Raw genomic sequence first — 14,690 nt, forward strand, 5'->3', positions numbered from 1 at the left:
CTACGGGGTATTGATGGGGACAAATCGCCAGCAACCAGGAGGCCTGGGCCTCGGTGCTGGCCCCGCCGAGAAGGTGGCCCCTAAGCGGGGCCTCCTCCTCGCCCTGGCCGTGGCCTTGGGCCTCATGCTCGGGGTGATGGCCGCCTTCCTGGCCGAGGCGCTTAGGCCCCAGGAAAGGGCCACTGGCTAAGCCCGGCCCGCTCCAGGACCTCCTCCGCCTCCGCCATGTACCGGTCCCAGGGGACGAGGGCGTAGCCCCTTTCGCCCCGGGCGGCGTAGTAGGGAAGGTCTAGGGAGAGGGGGGCGCGCACCTCGTGGTGTTCCCGCACCAGGGCGGGGATGGGCTTAGGGAAAACCCGGGGGCGCCTCAGGCGCTCCAGGAGAAGGGCGAGGCGCAAGGGGGCCATCAGTTCCTCCGCACCTTCTTGTTGAGGAAGTCCAGGAGGAGGTAGCGGCCGATGTTGCCGGGGTGGGTGAGGTAGGCCTTGCCCCGGGTGATCTGGGAAAGCTTCTTCACGAAGGCCAAAAGCTCGGACTCCCGGGCCAGCATGAAGGTGTGGATGGGGATCCCCTCCCGCCTCGCCAGGGTGGCCTCCTTCAGGGTTTCGGCGAGGATCAGGGGGTCCAGGCCCCAGGCGTTTTTGTAGATCTCCCCGCTCGGGAGGGTTAAGGCCGAGGGCTTGCCGTCGGTGATGAGGATGATCTGCTTCATCTCCCCGCCCATCTTCTTGAGGAGGGTGCGGGCGAGCTCCAGGCCCGCCTTGGTGTTGGTGTGGTAGGGGCCCACCTGGGCCAGGGGGAGCTTGGAGAGGGGGATCTCCTCGGCGGTGTCGTGGAAGAGGACGAAGCGGACCCGGTCGCCGGGGAACTGGGTGCGGATGAGGTGGGCGAGGGCCAGGGCCACCCTCTTGGCCGGGGTGAAGCGGTCCTCCCCGTAGAGGATCATGGAGTGGGAGCAGTCCAGGAGGACCACGGTGCTCATGCTGGCGGTGTACTCGGCGAGGTCTATGACCAGGTCCTCGTGGGAAAGGCGCTCCAGGCCCTTGAGGGCCGCCTTCTTCAGGGTCTCGGGGGCGTTGAGGTCCAGGGGGTCCCCCCACTCCCAGGCCTTGGTCTCCCCCGTCTTCTCCACCCCGGGGGCGTGGTGGGGGGTGGGGTGGAGGCCCGGGGGGTTCCGCCCTAGGGCCCCGAGGAGCTCCCGGAGGCTCTTTAGCCCCAGGAAGTCCGAGGCCTTCTCCGTGAGCTCAAACCGGGCCTCCCCCGCCTCGCCCCGGTACCCCCCTTGGGCGGGGTCCGTGGGGTCCTCCCCGGGAAGGCGGAGGTAGCCCGCCTCCTTGAGCTTCTGGATCATCCCCTGGATGGCCTGGTAGAGGCGGGTTTCCTCCTTGCGGTCGGCGAAGCGGGCCTCCTTTAGCCAGTCCTCGGGGACGAGCTCGTTCTTGAGGAGGGCCTGGAGGAGGGCGTCGTAGAGGTCCTCGAGGGTGGGGGCGCGGCTCGGGTCCGGGTCGTAGCGCTGGAAGGGGTCGGAAAACCCCGAGTCCAGGAGGAAGTCCTCTAGGAGGGAGAGGATCTCCTCGGGGGAGAGGTCCTCCAGGCCTTCCTCGTAGCGGCTGTAGCGGATGGCCTTCATCTTTGCAACCTCCTCAAGATCCTTTCCATGAGCCGGGCGTAGTCCGGAAGCCGCGAGAAGATGGCCCGGGCCAGGGCTTCGTTGTACGTGTGGACCGTGAGGTTGCGGTCGTCCGCCATGCCGAGGGCCAGGCGAGCCTCTTCCTCCCCCAAAAGCCCCGCCTCCCGGGCCAGGCGGATGACCCCCTTGGGGCTTGCCCCCTCCAGCCCCTCCACCTCCCGGAGGTAGGCCTGAAGCGCCTTCCACAAGGCCTCAAAGGTGTACTCAAAGCGCTGGATGGCCGCGTCCCGCTCAACGGGGCTCGGGTCCTGCAGGAAGGCGAGCTCTCTAAGCGTGGCGAGGGCCTTCTCCGCGACCTGGATCCGTTCTAGAACTCGGCCCACAGGACGCCCTCCCTGAGCACCCGTTCCCGGAAGGCGGGCTCGGCCTCGGCGAGGTCCACGAGGTCCACCCGCCGCACCACGGGGGCCTCCTCCAGGGCCTCCCGGAGGAGGGGCATGAGGTGGGCGAGGGGTATAGGCGAGAGGAGGGCGAGGTCCAGGTCGGAGGCCCGCCCCCCCTCTCCCCGGGCGAAGGAGCCGAAGAGGAAAAGCCTCGTTCCCGTCCCCTGGAGGAAGGGCCTTAAGGCGGCGAGGACGGCCTCCTTGTCCCGCTCCAGGCTAGTTGCCATAGCTCCTCGGCCTCTCCGCCGCCTGGTAGCTCGCCTCGCCCCGGGAGAGCTTCCTCCTCCCCACGAGGCCCTCGAGGACGAACTCCCCGGCGGAAAGCAGGACCTCGGGCTCCTCCCCCTCGGCGAGGGCCCTCGCCGCTTCCAGAAGCCCCGGGACCCCGGCCATGGCCCTAAGGGCTTCCTCTAGGTCCCCCTCGGGGAGGGTGAGGAGGTTTCCCGCCTCAAAGTGGGCCACGATGGGCTCGGTCCTGATGCGGTAGCGGGGGAGGACCATCCCGAAAGCCTTCTGCACGATCTCCCGGGCCACCTTCTCCGCCCCCTGGAGCTCCCCTTCGTACTCCAGCTCCAGCTTCCCCGTGATGGCGGGAAGCCCCTGGTAGAGGTCCAGAGGCCTCGCCACGGGCCTTCCCCCCTGGAGGAGGGCCCTTCGCTCGGCGCTCGCCGCCACCACCTCCAAGAGGCTGATGGCGAGGCGCTGGGAGACCCCCGCCGTCTGGTCCACGCGGCGGTCCTCCCGGGCGGCGAAGGCCACGGCCTCTACGGAAAGCCTCACCCACTCCGGGACCAGGACCCCCTCCGGCACGTAGGCCTCCTGGGCGCTGATCCGGGCCCCCTCCTCCAGGGAGCGGGGGTAGTGGGTGCGGATCTCGCTCCCGATGCGGTCCTTGAGGGGGGTGACGATCCGGCCCCTTGCGGTGTAGTCCTGGGGGTTGGCGGTGAAGACGAGCCAGACGTCTAGGGGAAGCCGGATGGGGTAGCCCCGGATCTGGACGTCCCCTTCCTCGAGGATGTTGAAGAGGGCCACCTGCACCTTGGGGGCGAGGTCGGCGAGCTCGTTCACGGCGAAGATCCCCCGGTTTGCCCGGGGCAGGAGGCCGTAGTGGATGCTCTCCAGGTCCGCCATCCCCGTGCCCCGCCTGGCCGCCTTGATGGGGTCCATGTCCCCGAGGAGGTCGGCCACGGTGGTGTCGGGGGTGGCAAGCTTTTCCACGTAGCGCTCCTCCCGGCCAAGCCAAAGGATCGGGGCTTCGTCCCCGGCCTCCTCCAAAAGGCGCTTCCCCTCGGGAGAGATGGGAAAGAGGGGGTTATCCCTGAGCTCCGTGGCGAGGGCGGGGACCTCCTCGTCTAAGAGGCTTGTGAGGCTTCTAAGGATGCGGCTTTTCGCCTGGCCCCGGGTGCCGAGGAGGATGAAGTTCTGCTTGGCCAGGATGGCCTGGACCAGGGCGGGGATCACCGTGTCCTCGTAGCCGTGGATGCCGGGAAAGAGCGTCTCCCCGCGCCTTAGCTTCTCCCGGAGGTTATCCCGGGCCTCGTCCTTCACGGTGCGGCGAAGCTTTTCCAGGGGGTAGGTGCGCTTGAGTTCGCCTAGGGTCTTGGCCTTCACCCTTACCAGTCTAGGGGAAGGGGTGGAGGGGGGTGTGTGCCTTGAGTCTCCTTAGGATGACGACCCAGGCCTTCCGCTTTAACCCCAAGGCTCCCTTGGGGAAGGCGGTGCAGGCCGCCCGCGCCTTGGGGGAGCGCCTCGAGGCCCTCGCCGTGGTCCTCTTCGGCTCCCTGGCCCGGGGGGAAGCGACGCCGACTCCTCCGGAACACCCTTCTCCCCTTTCCCGAAAGGTGCCCGGAAGGGGTGCGCCGGGTGGTACACCTTGGCCGAGGCCAGGGAGGCCCTGAAGGAGGGGTTTGGCGTGGTCCCGGCCGCCCTTGGGGAGGGGCGGGTCCTCTTTGAGCGGGAGAGGCCCGGGAGGTCCTTGGCCGCCTAGCCTAACGCCCTTCTCATGCCTAGGGGGTATCTTGGCGGCGTGGAGATTCACGGCACCACCATCCTGGCCGTGCGCAAGGACGGGGTCACCGCCCTCGCCGGGGACGGCCAGGTCACCTTCGGCCAGACCGTGCTCAAGCGGGGGGCGGTGAAGGTGCGGAAGCTGGAGGTGGGGGAGGGGGTCCTGGTGGGCTTCGCCGGGGGTGTGGCCGACGCCTTGGCCCTCCTGGAGCGCTTTGAGGAGCGGCTCAAGGAGGCCAAGGGGAACCTCCTGAAGGGGGCGGTGGAAACCGCTAAGCTTTGGCGCACCGACCGGGTCCTCCGCCACCTCCAGGCCATGATCGTGGCCGCGGACCGGGAGGGCATGGTCCTCCTCTCGGGAAGCGGGGAGGTGATCGCCCCGGAGGAGCCCCTTTTGGCGGTGGGCTCGGGCGGCCCCTACGCCCTCGCCGCCGCCAAGGCCCTTTACCGCCACACGGGGCTTTCCGCCAAGGAGATCGCCGAGGAGGCCCTAAGGATCGCCGCCGAGGTGGACCTCTACACCTCGGGCCAGGTGACGGTCCTCACCCTGGGGGAAGCATGAACCTGACGCCCGCCGAGATCGTAAGGGAGCTCTCCAAGTACATCGTGGGCCAGGAGGCGGCCAAGCGGGCGGTGGCCGTGGCCTTGAGGAACCGCTACCGCCGCAAGAAGCTCCCCCCGGAGGTGGCCCGGGAGGTGACCCCCAAAAACATCCTCATGATTGGCCCCACGGGGGTGGGGAAGACCGAGATCGCCCGCCGCCTTGCCCGCCTCGCCGGGGCGCCTTTTGTGAAGGTGGAGGCCACCAAGTTCACCGAGGTGGGGTACGTGGGCCGGGACGTGGACGCCATCGTCCGCGACCTGGCGGAGGCCAGCTACCAGCTCGTGCTGGAGGAGATGAAGAAGAAGGTGGAGGAGAAGGCCCTGGCCTTCGCCGAGGAGGAGCTCGCCACCCTGCTTCGCGCCCCCCTGGCCGAGGTGCGCTCGGGCCGCCTGGACGGCCACCTCGTGGAGGTCCAGGTGGAGGAGGAGCTTTCCCTCCCCTTCATGGGGGTCCTGGGGGGCGAGGCCTTCGGGGGCATGGGGGAGATGCTCAAGGGCCTTCTCCCGAGGCGCCCGGTCCGCCGCCGCATGACGGTGAGGGAGGCGCGGGAGGTGCTGAAGAACCAGCACGCCGAGCGCCTCATAGACAAAGAAGAGCTCAAGGAGGAGGCGAGGCGCCGCGCCCAGGAGGAGGGCATCGTCTTCATCGACGAGATCGACAAGGTGGCCCGCCGGGAAGGTACCGTGGGCCCGGATGTTTCGGGGGAGGGGGTGCAGCGGGACCTCCTGCCCATCGTGGAGGGCACCGTGGTCTCCACGCGGATCGGTCCCATCTCCACGGAGCACGTCCTCTTCATCGCCGCCGGGGCCTTCCACGTGGCCAAGCCCTCGGACCTGATCCCCGAGCTCCAGGGGCGGTTTCCCATAAGGGTGGAGCTTTCCCCCTTGGGCCCCGAGGAGTTCTACCGCATCCTCAAGGAGCCCGAGAACTCCCTTATCCGGCAGTACACGGAGCTCCTTAAGGCCGACGGCACCGAGCTCGTCTTTGAGGACGAGGCCCTCTGGGCCATCGCGCAGGCGGCCCACCGGGCCAACCAGGACCTCGAGGACATCGGGGCCAGGCGGCTCGCCACGGTTTTGGAAAGGGTGCTGGAGGAGGTGAGCTTCCAGACCGACCTGGGCCGTGTGGAGATCACCCGGGCCTACGTGGAGAAGCGGCTTCAAGAGGTCTTCGCTTCCCCGGACCTAACGCGGTTTGTCCTTTAGGAGGGAAAGATGCGCTGGTTGCTTGTCGCCTTTGGCTTGCTTGGGGTTCCCGGCCTGGCCCAGACCCCTCCGCCCCCGGCGGGGCAGGTGCAGCAGGACCCCCTGAAGATGGGGGTGCAGCTTTACGCCCTCGGGCGGTACGAGGCGGCCCTGGCCCTGTTTGAGCGGGCGGCCAAGGAAAATCCCGCCAACCCCGACGCCCTCTACTGGCTGGCCCGGGCCCAGCTGAAGATGGGCCTTCTGAACCCCGCCCTGGAAAACGCCAAGGGCCTGGTGGCCAAGAACCCCCGGTACATCGGGGGGTACATGGTCCTCTCCGAGGCCTACGTGGCCCTCTACCGGGCCTCGGAGGACCGGGAGAAGGGGAAGGCCTACCTGGAACAGGCCCTTTCGGTGCTGCGGGACGCGGAGAAGGTCAACCCCCGCTACCCGGCGCTCTTCGCCCAGCGGGGCCTGGTCTACGCCCTCCTGGGGCAGCCGGACAGGGCGGAGGAGGCCTTCAAGAAGGCCCTTTCCCTGGAGGACAGCCCCGGGGTGCGGGCCGCCCTGGCCGAGCTTTACCTCTCCCTGGGCCGCCTGGACGAGGCCTTGGACCAGTACGCCAAGGCGGTGGCCCAAGCCCCCAAGGACCCGGACCTCCGGGTGCGTTACGCCTCGGCCCTCCTCCTCAAGGGGAAGGCGGAGGAGGCGGCCCGGGTATTGGAGGAGGGGCATAGGCTCAAGCCCTTGGACGCCGAGGGTTGGTACACCCTGGGCCAGGCCTACTGGGCCCTGGGGAGGGCGAAGGAGGCGGGGGTGGCCCTGGAAAACGCCGTGACCCTCGCCCCCTTGCGCTTCCCGGCCGCCTACTACTACCTGGGCCAGGTCTATTTGGCCCTTGGGGATTACCCCAAGGCCAAGAGCCGCCTCACGGTGGCGGTGCGCCTCGAGCCCAAGCGCGCGGAGTACCGCTACAGCCTCTGCCTGGCCAACGAGAAGCTGGGGGACAAGGAGGGCGCCCGCTACCAGTGCCAAGAGGCCCTGAAGCTCAAGCCGGGCTATAAGGAGGCGGAGGAGGTCTTGAGAAGGCTTTAGCGGCCCCCATTGTTCCTTTGGGGCTTTGGGTTTGGGCCTTTCTGGGCTAAGGTGGAGGCGTCCATGTGGCGCTTTGAGCGGGGAAGCTTCACCCCGGAGGACTTCCCCCTCCCCGAGGAGGGAAGCCTCCTTCTCGTGGTGAACGGCAGGCCCTGGACGGCCCTTGCCTACACCCCTGGGGAGGAGGTCTATTTGGCGGTGGGCCACCTCTTCCTGAGCGGGGTTCTCTGGAGCCTGGAGGGGGTGCGGCTCAGGGTGGGGGAGGGGATGGTCCTCGTGGACCTCCCCTACGAGCCCGAGAAGGCCCTGGGGGTGCGGGACAGCGGCTGCACCCCCGGCCTCCGCCACGGGGAGCCCAGGCTTGCGCCCCTCCCTCCCGTGCCCCTGGACCCCGCCCTTCCCCTCCGCCTCTTGGCCACCTTGCGGGCGGAAGCCCGGGCCTACCCAAGGAGCCGGGGCATACACGGGGCGGGCCTTTTTGACCTGGAGGGGCGGCTTCTTTACCTGAACGAGGACATCGGGCGGCACAACGCCGTGGACCGGTTAGCGGGCTACATGCTCTTGGAGGGGGTGAGGCCCCCGGTGCTTTTGGCGAGCACGGGGCGGGCGAGCCGGGAGATGGTGGCCAAGGCCATTGGGATAGGGGCGGTACTCCTAGCGAGCCGGACAGGGGCCACGGCCCAGGCGGTGGAGCTGGCACGGGCGTACGGTCTAGCCTTGGCGACCTACGTGCGCCCCACGGGCTACCGCCTCTACGCCCCCGGGGGGATGCCCGTGCCCGAGGGGGCCTTCAGGCCCTAGGCTCTTCCTTCTTCTCCTCGCCCTCCTGCAGGCCCTTCTTGAACTCCCGCGCCGACTGGCCGATGCCCCGGGCCAGCTCGGGAAGCTTCTTGGCGCCGAAGAGGAGAAGGATGACCAAGAGGATGAGGATGATCTCCAGGGGTCCTAAGCGCATGGAGCCATGATAGCATGCCTTGACCCTCCTAAGGTGAGGTGCTATCGTGGCCTCTGGGTGGCCACGGCCTCCGGGGCGTAGCGCAGGCCGGTAGCGCACCTGCTTTGGGAGCAGGGGGTCGCCCGTTCAAATCGGGCCGCCCCGACCACGCGGGAGTAGCTCAGTTGGTAGAGCATCGGCCTTCCAAGCCGAGGGTCGCGGGTTCGAGTCCCGTCTCCCGCTCCAAAGGGCCGGGGCTTCTGCCCCGGCTCCACGGTTTGGGCCCGTAGCTCAGCGGACAGAGCAGCCGCCTTCTAAGCGGTAGGTCGGGGGTTCAAGTCCCTCCGGGCCCGCCAGTTTTTACGGCCCTTGGTCGGTTTGGGTGTAGCCCTGGCTCCTTTGCCGAGGTATTTATGTGGAAAGGTTTGAAGGATTTTCTGACGCGGGGGAATGGGGCGGATCTGGCGGTGGCCGTGGTGGTCGGCACGGCCTTCGGCCAGGTGGTGAACAGTCTGGTGGCGGACGTGATTACCCCCCTCATCGGCGCCTTGGGTGGGGCGCCGGATTTCTCGGGGATGAAACTTGGTCCCGTCGCCCTGGGCAAGTTCTTGAACGCCCTCCTCAACTTCCTCATCGTGGGCGCGGCCATCTACTTCCTGGTGGTGGTGCCCATGCAGGCGGCGCAGAACCGCTTGCAGAAGAAGGCCGAGACAGCGCCTCCGGAGGAGGTCAGGCTTCTCCGGGAGATACTGGAGGAGCTCAGGAAGAAGGCCTGAGCCGGTTCCAGAAGAAAAGGGCCAGGTACCCTAGGCCGAGCTCCGGCCTGGGGTTTGTGGTCACGGAGAGGGCGAAGGCGTGGAAGAGGAGGCTTTCTAGGGCGTGGCGGGGGCTTCTTTTGAGGAGGTCCTTGAGGGCGGGGCCCTGCCGGAGGGCGAGGAGGGCGAGGTAGGGGAGGTAGGGCCAGGGCCCGGTGGCAAGGCCCAGGGCGGAGGCCCCAAGGCTCAGAAAGGCCAGGGCCCGGGCGGGGGAGAGGGGGTCTAGCCCGAGGGCCTTGAGCTCCTCCCAAAGAGGGGGGTCCTCCCCGGGCCAGGGCGCCTTCAGGAGGAGGAGCCTTCGCCCCTCGTGCCCCCCCAGGTAGAGCCGGGGATCGGGGGCCACCCCGAGGGGGAGGAGGAGGGCGGGGTTTTCCCTCAGGGCCTGGAAGAGGAGGGGGTCCAGGGGGGTGCCGTCCACCAGGTACCAGGCGTGGGGCCTCCCCGTGAAGAGGAAGCCCAGGGCGCGCTCCACCCGGTGCCCCCGGTGGGCGAGGATGCCGGGCCAGGCCTCCGGGGGCTCCTCCAGGAGGGCCTCCCGCCAGGGCGGGCTGGAGCGGAGGGGCGCGGTCTTTAGCCGGAAGCGGAGTTCTAGGGTTTCCCCTTCCTCCAGGGCGAAGCGGGCGAGGAGGTTGCCCCGGGCCTCAAAGGCCTCGAGGGGCCTATGGGAGAGGGCAAGCTCCCCCACCTCCTGGCCAGGGAGGGTCTGGGGCAGGGGGAGAAGGTGCTCCCCGCCGGAAAGGGGGCGGAAGCGGAGGGTCCAGCGCACACGCCTAGGCTACCCCGTCCGGGCCCCCTTTCCGCTACACTTCTCCCATGGACTGGCTCCTCACCCCCGGCCCCGTGCGCCTGCACCCCAAGGCCCTGGAGGCCCTCGCCCGGCCCCAGCTTCACCACCGCACCGAGGCCGCCCGGGAGGTCTTCTTGAGGGCCCGGGGCCTCCTCAAGGAGGCCTTCCGCACCGAGGGCGAGGTCCTGATCCTCACGGGAAGCGGCACCTTGGCCATGGAGGCCCTGGTCAAGAACCTCTTCGCCCCCGGGGAGAGGGTCCTGGTGCCCGTATACGGCAAGTTCTCCGAGCGCTTTTACGAGATCGCCCTGGAGGCGGGCCTTAAGGCCCACCGCCTGGACCTCCCCTATGGCCAGGTGCCCCGCCCCGAGGAGGTGGCCAAGGAGGGATACGCGGGCCTCCTCCTCGTCCACTCGGAGACCTCCACCGGGGCCCTCGCCGACCTTCCCGCCCTGGCCCGGGCCTTCAAGGAGAAGAATCCCGAGGGCCTGGTGGGGGCGGACATGGTGACGAGCCTCCTCCTGGGGGAGGTGGCCCTCGAGGCCCTCGGGGTGGACGCTGCCGCCTCGGGAAGCCAGAAGGGCCTCATGTGCCCCCCGGGCCTTGGCTTCGTGGCCCTCGCCCCAAGGGCCCTGGAGCGCCTAAAGCCCAGGGGCTACTACCTGGACCTCGCCCGGGAGCTCAAGGCCCAAAGGGAAGGGGAGAGCGCCTGGACCCCGGCCATCAACCTGGTCCTGGCGGTGGCCTCGGTCTTGGAAGAGGTCCTTCCCCGCCTGGAGGACCACCTCGCCCTCAAGGCCTGGCAGAACGCCCTCCTCTACCGGGTGGGGGAGGAAGGGGGCCTTAGGCCCGTCCCCGAGGAGAAAAGCCCCGCGGTGGCCGCCTTCTACCTGCCGGAGGGGGTTCCCTACGCCCGGGTGAAGGAGGCCTTCGCGAGAAGGGGGGCGGTCATCGCCGGGGGGCAGGGGCCCTTGAAGGGGAGGGTCTTCCGCCTCTCCCTCATGGGGGCCTACGACCGCTACGAGGCCCTGGGGGTGGCCGCCATGTTCAGGGAGGTTTTGGAAGAAATTCTTCCAGCTTCTTGAGCATCTCCTCCCGGGTGTAGACCGCCCGGGCCCCGCCCACGAGCTTGGGCCGGGTTTTGGCGGCGAGGAGCACCGCCTCGCCGATCCTCCGCAGGGAAAGCCTCAGGGGCACGGCCACGGGGCGGAGGTGCATGCCGATGAGGACCCCGCCCACGTCCATCCCCCCGTGGGCCTGGGCCCTAAGGGACTCCACCACCACCGGGTCCTTAAAGCGCAGGAAAGCCGCCGTGGCCAAGGCCCCCCCCGCCTTGGGGTGGGGGAAGACGGTGACCTCCTCCAGGCCGTAGGCCCGGGCCGTTTCCCTTTCCACCACCAGGGCCCGGTTCAGGTGCTCGCAGGCCTGCACCGCCACGTGCACCCCCCTTTCCAGGAGGGGCGGGAGGAGGCCCTCTAGGAGGGCGTGGGCCGCCTCGAGGCTCGGCCTCGTCCCCACCTTTTCCCCCAGGACCTCGCTGGTGGACCCTCCCAGGACGAAGAGGCTTCCTCCCCCCATGGGGAAGAGGTCCAGGAACTCCAGGATGGCCCGCTCGGCCGCCTTGCGGATCCCCTCCATGCCCTCAGCCTACCCCGGGGGCGCCTGGCCCAGAAGGAGGTCCAACACGATGAAGAGGAACATCCCCAGGCTCACCCCCACGTTGGCCTGGAAGAAGGCCACCTCCACCTTGGAGAGGTCCTCCGGGGAGACCAGGCGGTGCTCAAAGACGAGAAGCCCCCCCACCAGGAGGAGGCCCAGGTGGTAAAGGGGCCCCGCCCCGTAGCTCAACCCGGCCATCAGGAAGGCGAGCCAGGCGAGGAGGTGGGTGGCCCGGGCGAGGGCGAGGGCCTTGGGGATCCCGAAGCGGGCGGGGATGCTCTTTACCCCATAGGCCCGGTCAAAGGCGTAGTCCTGGGTGGCGTAGAGGATGTCAAACCCGGCGATCCAAAGCCCCACCCCCGCCCAGAGCCAGTAGGCCGTGGGGGCGAAGCTCCCGGTGACGGCGATCCAACCCCCTGCGGCCGCCGCCCCGATGGTGAGCCCCAAAACATAGTGGCAGAGCCAGGTGAAGCGCTTGGTGTAGCTGTAGAAGGCGAGGAAGAAGACGGCCACGGGGAGGAGCTTCGCCGTGAGGGGGTTTAGGCGAAGCCCGGCGTAGACCAAAAGGGCGAGGCCGAAGAGGGCGAGGAAGAGGGTCTCCCAGGGCTTCACCAGGCCCCTTGGCAGGTGGCGGTCCTTGGTCCTCGGGTTCAGGGCGTCCAGCCGCCAGTCCACGAGGCGGTTCAGGGCCATGGCCATGGTCCTCGCCCCCACCATGGCCAGGGTGACGAGGAGGAAGGTCCGCCACCCCGGCCACCCCCCCGCCGCGAGGAGCATCCCCGCGTAGGCGAAGGGGAGGGCGAAGAGGGTGTGCTCAAAGCGGACAAGCTCCAGGTAGAGCCTAAGGCGCTTCACCCTTTGCGGACCTCGAGGATGCGGTTCTTTTCGTCCACCAGGACCACGGTGGGCTTGAGGTTTCTCGCCTCCTCCTCGTCAAATACCCCGTAGGCCACGAGGATTACCAGGTCCCCCGGCTTCACCAGGTGGGCGGCGGCCCCGTTGATCTTCACCTCTCCCGAGCCCCTTTCCCCGGGGAGGGCGTAGGTGGTGAGCCTCGCCCCGTTGGTGATGTCGTAGATGTCCACCTGCTCAAAAGGCAGGATCCCGGCGGCCTCCAGGAGGTCCTGGTCCACCGTCACCGAGCCCACGTAGTGGAGATCGGCCTGGGTCACGGTGGCCCGGTGGATCTTGGCGTGGAACATCACGCGCCTCACGAGGCCCGAGTTTACTCCTCCGAGGCCTCCTGCGGGAGGGTGCCCTCCACGAAGAGGGTCTTGGCCCCGGTGTAGAGCACCTGGCCTGGGGCGGCCTTCCTGGGCCGCCAGACGTGCTTCTTGCGGGTGTAGTCCACCGCCACCTGCCTTTCCCCCCGGGCCCGAGAGTGGTAGGCGGCGAGCCTCGCGGCGAAGAGGAGGTCCTCCAGGGGCGGGTTCTTCCCCTCCGCCTTCAGGATCACGTGGCTTCCCGGCACCCCCTGGGCGTGGAACCAGAGGTCTTCCGAGTGGGCGAGGCGGGTGAGGAGGTCGTTCTCCTTGGCGTTCCGCCCCACCAGCACGGGAAAGCCGGAGGGGGAGGTGTAGCGGAGGCCAAGCCTGGCCTCCTTTTTCCTGGGCCTTTGGGAAAGGCGGAGAAGCTCCTCCAGGGAGGCCTCCCGCACCCGGGCCATCTCCTCCTCCAGGGCCCGGATCCGGGCCTCGGTCTTGGGGATGAGGTCCAAAGCCCTTTCCGCAAGCTCTTCCAGGCGCTTCGCCCGCTCGTAGAGCTTTTGGGCGTTCTCCTGGGGGGAGAGGGCGGGGTCCAGGGGGATTTCCACGGGCTTCCCCTCAAAGCCCTCCAGGACCACCTGCGCTTTCCCCCGGGGTACCTCCTTCAGCCTGGCGAGGAGGAGGTCGGCCTTCTGCCTGAGGGCCTCCGCCTCTTCCAGCCGCTCCAGGGCCCTTTGGTAGTCCCCTAGGCGGGCGAGGAGGGTCCGCCTCTCCCTTTCCAGGGCCTCGAGGAGGGGCTTCCTCAAGGCCTCCTTCTCCTCCTCGGCGAAGCGCCGCCTCAGCTCCTCGGAAAGCTCCGTGCGCAGGAGGGGGTCCTCCACCAGGCTTTTTAGGGCCTGGTGCACCTTCCTGAGCCCCGCCTCGTCCAGGGGGGTCTCGGGGGTTAAGCCCGCCCTTTTCGCCAGCTCCCGCATGAGCTCCTGCCCCACCCCGTCCACGTGCCGGATCACCTCCTTGAGGGGCCTGCCCAGGAGGACCCGGAGGTCCTCCTCGGTGAGCGTCCTTGGGTCCAGCTTCTCGTAGGGGGGCGGGGGGGTGTAGGGGAGGCCGGGCTTGAGCTCCCGGTAGCGGTTCACCTCCTTGGTGATGACCCGGTCCACCCCGAGGATCCGCCCCGCCTCGTCCAGGAGGAGGAGGTTGGCGTTTCTGCCCGTGGCCTCAAAGACCAGGGTTGCGGGAGGGGTGTCCACGAAGCCCTTCTCCCCGGCGAAGCGGAAGAGGGCCACCCGGTCCAGCTTGGGCTGCTCCGCCCCCACCAGGGGCCCCCTCACCCGGGCGTGGAGCTGCCGCTGGAAGGCGGTCTTGGGCTCCCCCTCGAGGCGGCCCTCCTCCAGGACCAGGCTCGGGGAGGGGGGGCGGTAGCGGAGCACCAGGTTGAAAAGGCGCCCTGTCCTCCCCTTGAGCAGGACGGCCAGGGTGCCCTCGTCGGGGAAGGCCAGGCCCAGGTTCAGGGCGGGGAGCTCCTTCCCGAGCGCCCGCAAGACGGCGTGGATCAGGAGACCTTCCATTTCCTGAAAGAGACCAGGAAGGCGGTGTGCCCCACCTGCTGGAAGCGGGGGTGGGCCACGGGAAGCCGGATCTCCCACTCCCTCCACCCCACCTCCAGGACCCGCTCCAGGGAGAGGGGCAGCCTCTCCGCCTCTCGGACCAGCTCCAGAACCTGGGTGATGTTGGGCAGGTAGGCCACCAGGAAGCGGTCGGGCAGGAGGGCCTCCACCGCCTTTCCCAGCACCTTCCAGGGCTCCATGAGGTCCAGGGCCACCCCGTGGTAGGCCTCAGGGGGGAGCTTGGCCTCCTCCAGGCCTTCCTGGTGGAAGCGGATGTTGTCCAGCTTCCAGAAAGCGCGGATGTTTTCCATGGCCTGCCGGAGGTGGTGGGGGCGCTTCTCGTAGGTGTCCACCCGGCCCCCTTCCCCCACCGCCCGGGCCAGGAAGAGGGTGAGGCCCCCCGAGCCCGTGCCCGCCTCGAGGACCCGCATCCCCGGGGCGAGGTCCAAAAGGGTCACCATGGCGCCCGCGTCCTTGGGGTAGGTGGGGGTGGCGCTCCTTTTCATGTGGAGGACGTACTCCTCCAGGGTGGGGCGGTGCACGGAAAGGGGCTCCCCCAGGTGGGTGCGCACCACCCCCCCTGGGCCCGCCTCGAGGATGGCCTCGTGGGGCACGGTTCCCCGGTGGTGGTGGAAGACCCCCTGGGGCCTCAGGCGCACCAGGAAGGCCCGGCCCTTGGCGTCTTTGAGGAGGAAGACCTCGCCTTCCATCCCGCCCACT

General features: G+C 68.9%; 18 protein-coding genes, 3 tRNA genes and 1 pseudogene. 10 read left to right on the plus strand and 12 right to left on the minus strand.

What is annotated here, in order from left to right; genetic code table 11:
• A pseudogene (locus ABJK26_RS06390) lies at nt 1-190 on the plus strand (hypothetical protein); the annotation flags it as partial.
• Here the strand turns inward: ABJK26_RS06390 and ABJK26_RS06395 are convergent.
• From ABJK26_RS06395 to ABJK26_RS06415, 5 genes are read right to left on the minus strand one after another with little or no spacing between them, the layout of a single operon-like run.
• Nucleotides 162-407: a hypothetical protein gene (locus tag ABJK26_RS06395; protein ID WP_347241453.1), complete on the minus strand. Its 246-nt coding sequence runs from the start codon at nt 405-407 to the stop codon at nt 162-164. The pseudogene ABJK26_RS06390 and the gene ABJK26_RS06395 sit on opposite strands and share 29 nt — an antisense overlap.
• Nucleotides 407-1,630, minus strand: coding sequence for a VWA domain-containing protein (locus ABJK26_RS06400; protein WP_347241454.1), 1,224 nt, complete (start codon nt 1,628-1,630; stop codon nt 407-409). The genes ABJK26_RS06395 and ABJK26_RS06400 overlap by 1 nt, the downstream gene beginning before the upstream one ends.
• Complete coding sequence (locus ABJK26_RS06405) at nt 1,627-2,013, minus strand: HI0074 family nucleotidyltransferase substrate-binding subunit (RefSeq protein ID WP_347241455.1); 387 nt, start codon at nt 2,011-2,013, stop codon at nt 1,627-1,629. Before ABJK26_RS06405 ends, ABJK26_RS06400 begins: the two co-directional genes overlap by 4 nt.
• The gene (locus ABJK26_RS06410) at nt 1,998-2,300 is read right to left on the minus strand and encodes a nucleotidyltransferase domain-containing protein (protein ID WP_347241457.1); all 303 of its coding nucleotides are present in this window, start codon (nt 2,298-2,300) and stop codon (nt 1,998-2,000) included. The genes ABJK26_RS06405 and ABJK26_RS06410 overlap by 16 nt, the downstream gene beginning before the upstream one ends.
• Entirely contained in the window at nt 2,290-3,684 is a 1,395-nt protein-coding gene (locus tag ABJK26_RS06415; protein WP_347241458.1) for a sigma 54-interacting transcriptional regulator, read from the minus strand. Before ABJK26_RS06415 ends, ABJK26_RS06410 begins: the two co-directional genes overlap by 11 nt.
• A gap of 391 nt (nt 3,685-4,075) precedes the next feature.
• Between ABJK26_RS06415 and hslV the strand changes: the two genes are divergently transcribed.
• From hslV to ABJK26_RS06435, 4 genes are all read left to right on the plus strand, one after another.
• Nucleotides 4,076-4,642, plus strand: coding sequence for an ATP-dependent protease subunit HslV (hslV, locus tag ABJK26_RS06420; RefSeq protein ID WP_347241459.1), 567 nt, complete (start codon nt 4,076-4,078; stop codon nt 4,640-4,642).
• A complete protein-coding gene (locus ABJK26_RS06425) occupies nt 4,639-5,889 on the plus strand; it encodes an ATP-dependent protease ATPase subunit HslU (RefSeq protein ID WP_347241460.1) in 1,251 nt (416 codons plus the stop codon). The genes hslV and ABJK26_RS06425 overlap by 4 nt, the downstream gene beginning before the upstream one ends.
• A 9-nt stretch (nt 5,890-5,898) precedes the next feature.
• Complete coding sequence (locus ABJK26_RS06430) at nt 5,899-6,963, plus strand: tetratricopeptide repeat protein (RefSeq protein WP_347241461.1); 1,065 nt, start codon at nt 5,899-5,901, stop codon at nt 6,961-6,963.
• Between the two features lie 63 nt (nt 6,964-7,026).
• Entirely contained in the window at nt 7,027-7,764 is a 738-nt protein-coding gene (locus tag ABJK26_RS06435; RefSeq protein WP_347241462.1) for a formate dehydrogenase accessory sulfurtransferase FdhD, read from the plus strand.
• On the opposite strand, the gene tatA is transcribed toward ABJK26_RS06435, so the two are convergent.
• Nucleotides 7,754-7,918: a twin-arginine translocase TatA/TatE family subunit gene (tatA, locus tag ABJK26_RS06440; RefSeq protein ID WP_347241463.1), complete on the minus strand. Its 165-nt coding sequence runs from the start codon at nt 7,916-7,918 to the stop codon at nt 7,754-7,756. The two genes, ABJK26_RS06435 and tatA, sit on opposite strands and share 11 nt — an antisense overlap.
• A 71-nt stretch (nt 7,919-7,989) precedes the next feature.
• Here tatA and ABJK26_RS06445 point away from each other — a divergent pair.
• The 4 genes from ABJK26_RS06445 (at nt 7,990) to mscL (ending at nt 8,673) form a co-directional block, all read left to right on the plus strand.
• Nucleotides 7,990-8,066, plus strand: a tRNA-Pro gene (locus ABJK26_RS06445).
• Nucleotide 8,067: 1 nt separating this feature from the next.
• Nucleotides 8,068-8,143 (plus strand) — tRNA-Gly (locus tag ABJK26_RS06450).
• A gap of 34 nt (nt 8,144-8,177) precedes the next feature.
• Nucleotides 8,178-8,253 (plus strand) — tRNA-Arg (locus tag ABJK26_RS06455).
• A 57-nt stretch (nt 8,254-8,310) separates the two neighbouring features.
• Nucleotides 8,311-8,673 (plus strand): large conductance mechanosensitive channel protein MscL, encoded by a 363-nt coding sequence (gene mscL, locus ABJK26_RS06460; RefSeq protein ID WP_347241464.1) that lies wholly within the window; start codon nt 8,311-8,313, stop codon nt 8,671-8,673.
• Here mscL and ABJK26_RS06465 read toward each other — a convergent pair.
• Nucleotides 8,657-9,478, minus strand: coding sequence for a hypothetical protein (locus ABJK26_RS06465; protein ID WP_347241465.1), 822 nt, complete (start codon nt 9,476-9,478; stop codon nt 8,657-8,659). The two genes, mscL and ABJK26_RS06465, sit on opposite strands and share 17 nt — an antisense overlap.
• Before the next feature lie 47 nt (nt 9,479-9,525).
• Between ABJK26_RS06465 and ABJK26_RS06470 the strand changes: the two genes are divergently transcribed.
• A complete protein-coding gene (locus tag ABJK26_RS06470; RefSeq protein WP_347241466.1) occupies nt 9,526-10,584 on the plus strand; it encodes an aminotransferase class V-fold PLP-dependent enzyme in 1,059 nt (352 codons plus the stop codon).
• Here the strand turns inward: ABJK26_RS06470 and ABJK26_RS06475 are convergent.
• From ABJK26_RS06475 to ABJK26_RS06495, 5 genes are read right to left on the minus strand one after another with little or no spacing between them, the layout of a single operon-like run.
• Nucleotides 10,547-11,137, minus strand: a complete 591-nt coding sequence (locus ABJK26_RS06475; protein ID WP_347241467.1) for a TIGR01440 family protein — start codon at nt 11,135-11,137, stop codon at nt 10,547-10,549. The genes ABJK26_RS06470 and ABJK26_RS06475 overlap by 38 nt on opposite strands.
• Before the next feature lie 9 nt (nt 11,138-11,146).
• On the minus strand, nt 11,147-12,013 hold the full coding sequence (gene mqnP, locus ABJK26_RS06480) for a menaquinone biosynthesis prenyltransferase MqnP (protein WP_347241468.1): 867 nt from the start codon (nt 12,011-12,013) through the stop codon (nt 11,147-11,149).
• Nucleotides 12,010-12,360 carry an aspartate 1-decarboxylase gene (gene panD / locus ABJK26_RS06485; RefSeq protein ID WP_347241482.1) on the minus strand — a complete coding sequence of 117 codons (351 nt, stop codon included), beginning with the start codon at nt 12,358-12,360 and terminating at the stop codon, nt 12,010-12,012. Before panD ends, mqnP begins: the two co-directional genes overlap by 4 nt.
• A 23-nt stretch (nt 12,361-12,383) precedes the next feature.
• Nucleotides 12,384-13,931 (minus strand): NFACT family protein, encoded by a 1,548-nt coding sequence (locus ABJK26_RS06490; protein WP_347241469.1) that lies wholly within the window; start codon nt 13,929-13,931, stop codon nt 12,384-12,386.
• Entirely contained in the window at nt 13,916-14,680 is a 765-nt protein-coding gene (locus tag ABJK26_RS06495) for a methyltransferase domain-containing protein (protein ID WP_347241470.1), read from the minus strand. The genes ABJK26_RS06490 and ABJK26_RS06495 overlap by 16 nt, the downstream gene beginning before the upstream one ends.
• Between the last annotated feature and the right edge of the window lie 10 nt (nt 14,681-14,690).

Origin of the sequence: Thermus sp. (genome assembly GCF_039793865.1) — a bacterium.
In the GTDB taxonomy this organism is placed as follows: domain Bacteria; phylum Deinococcota; class Deinococci; order Deinococcales; family Thermaceae; genus Thermus.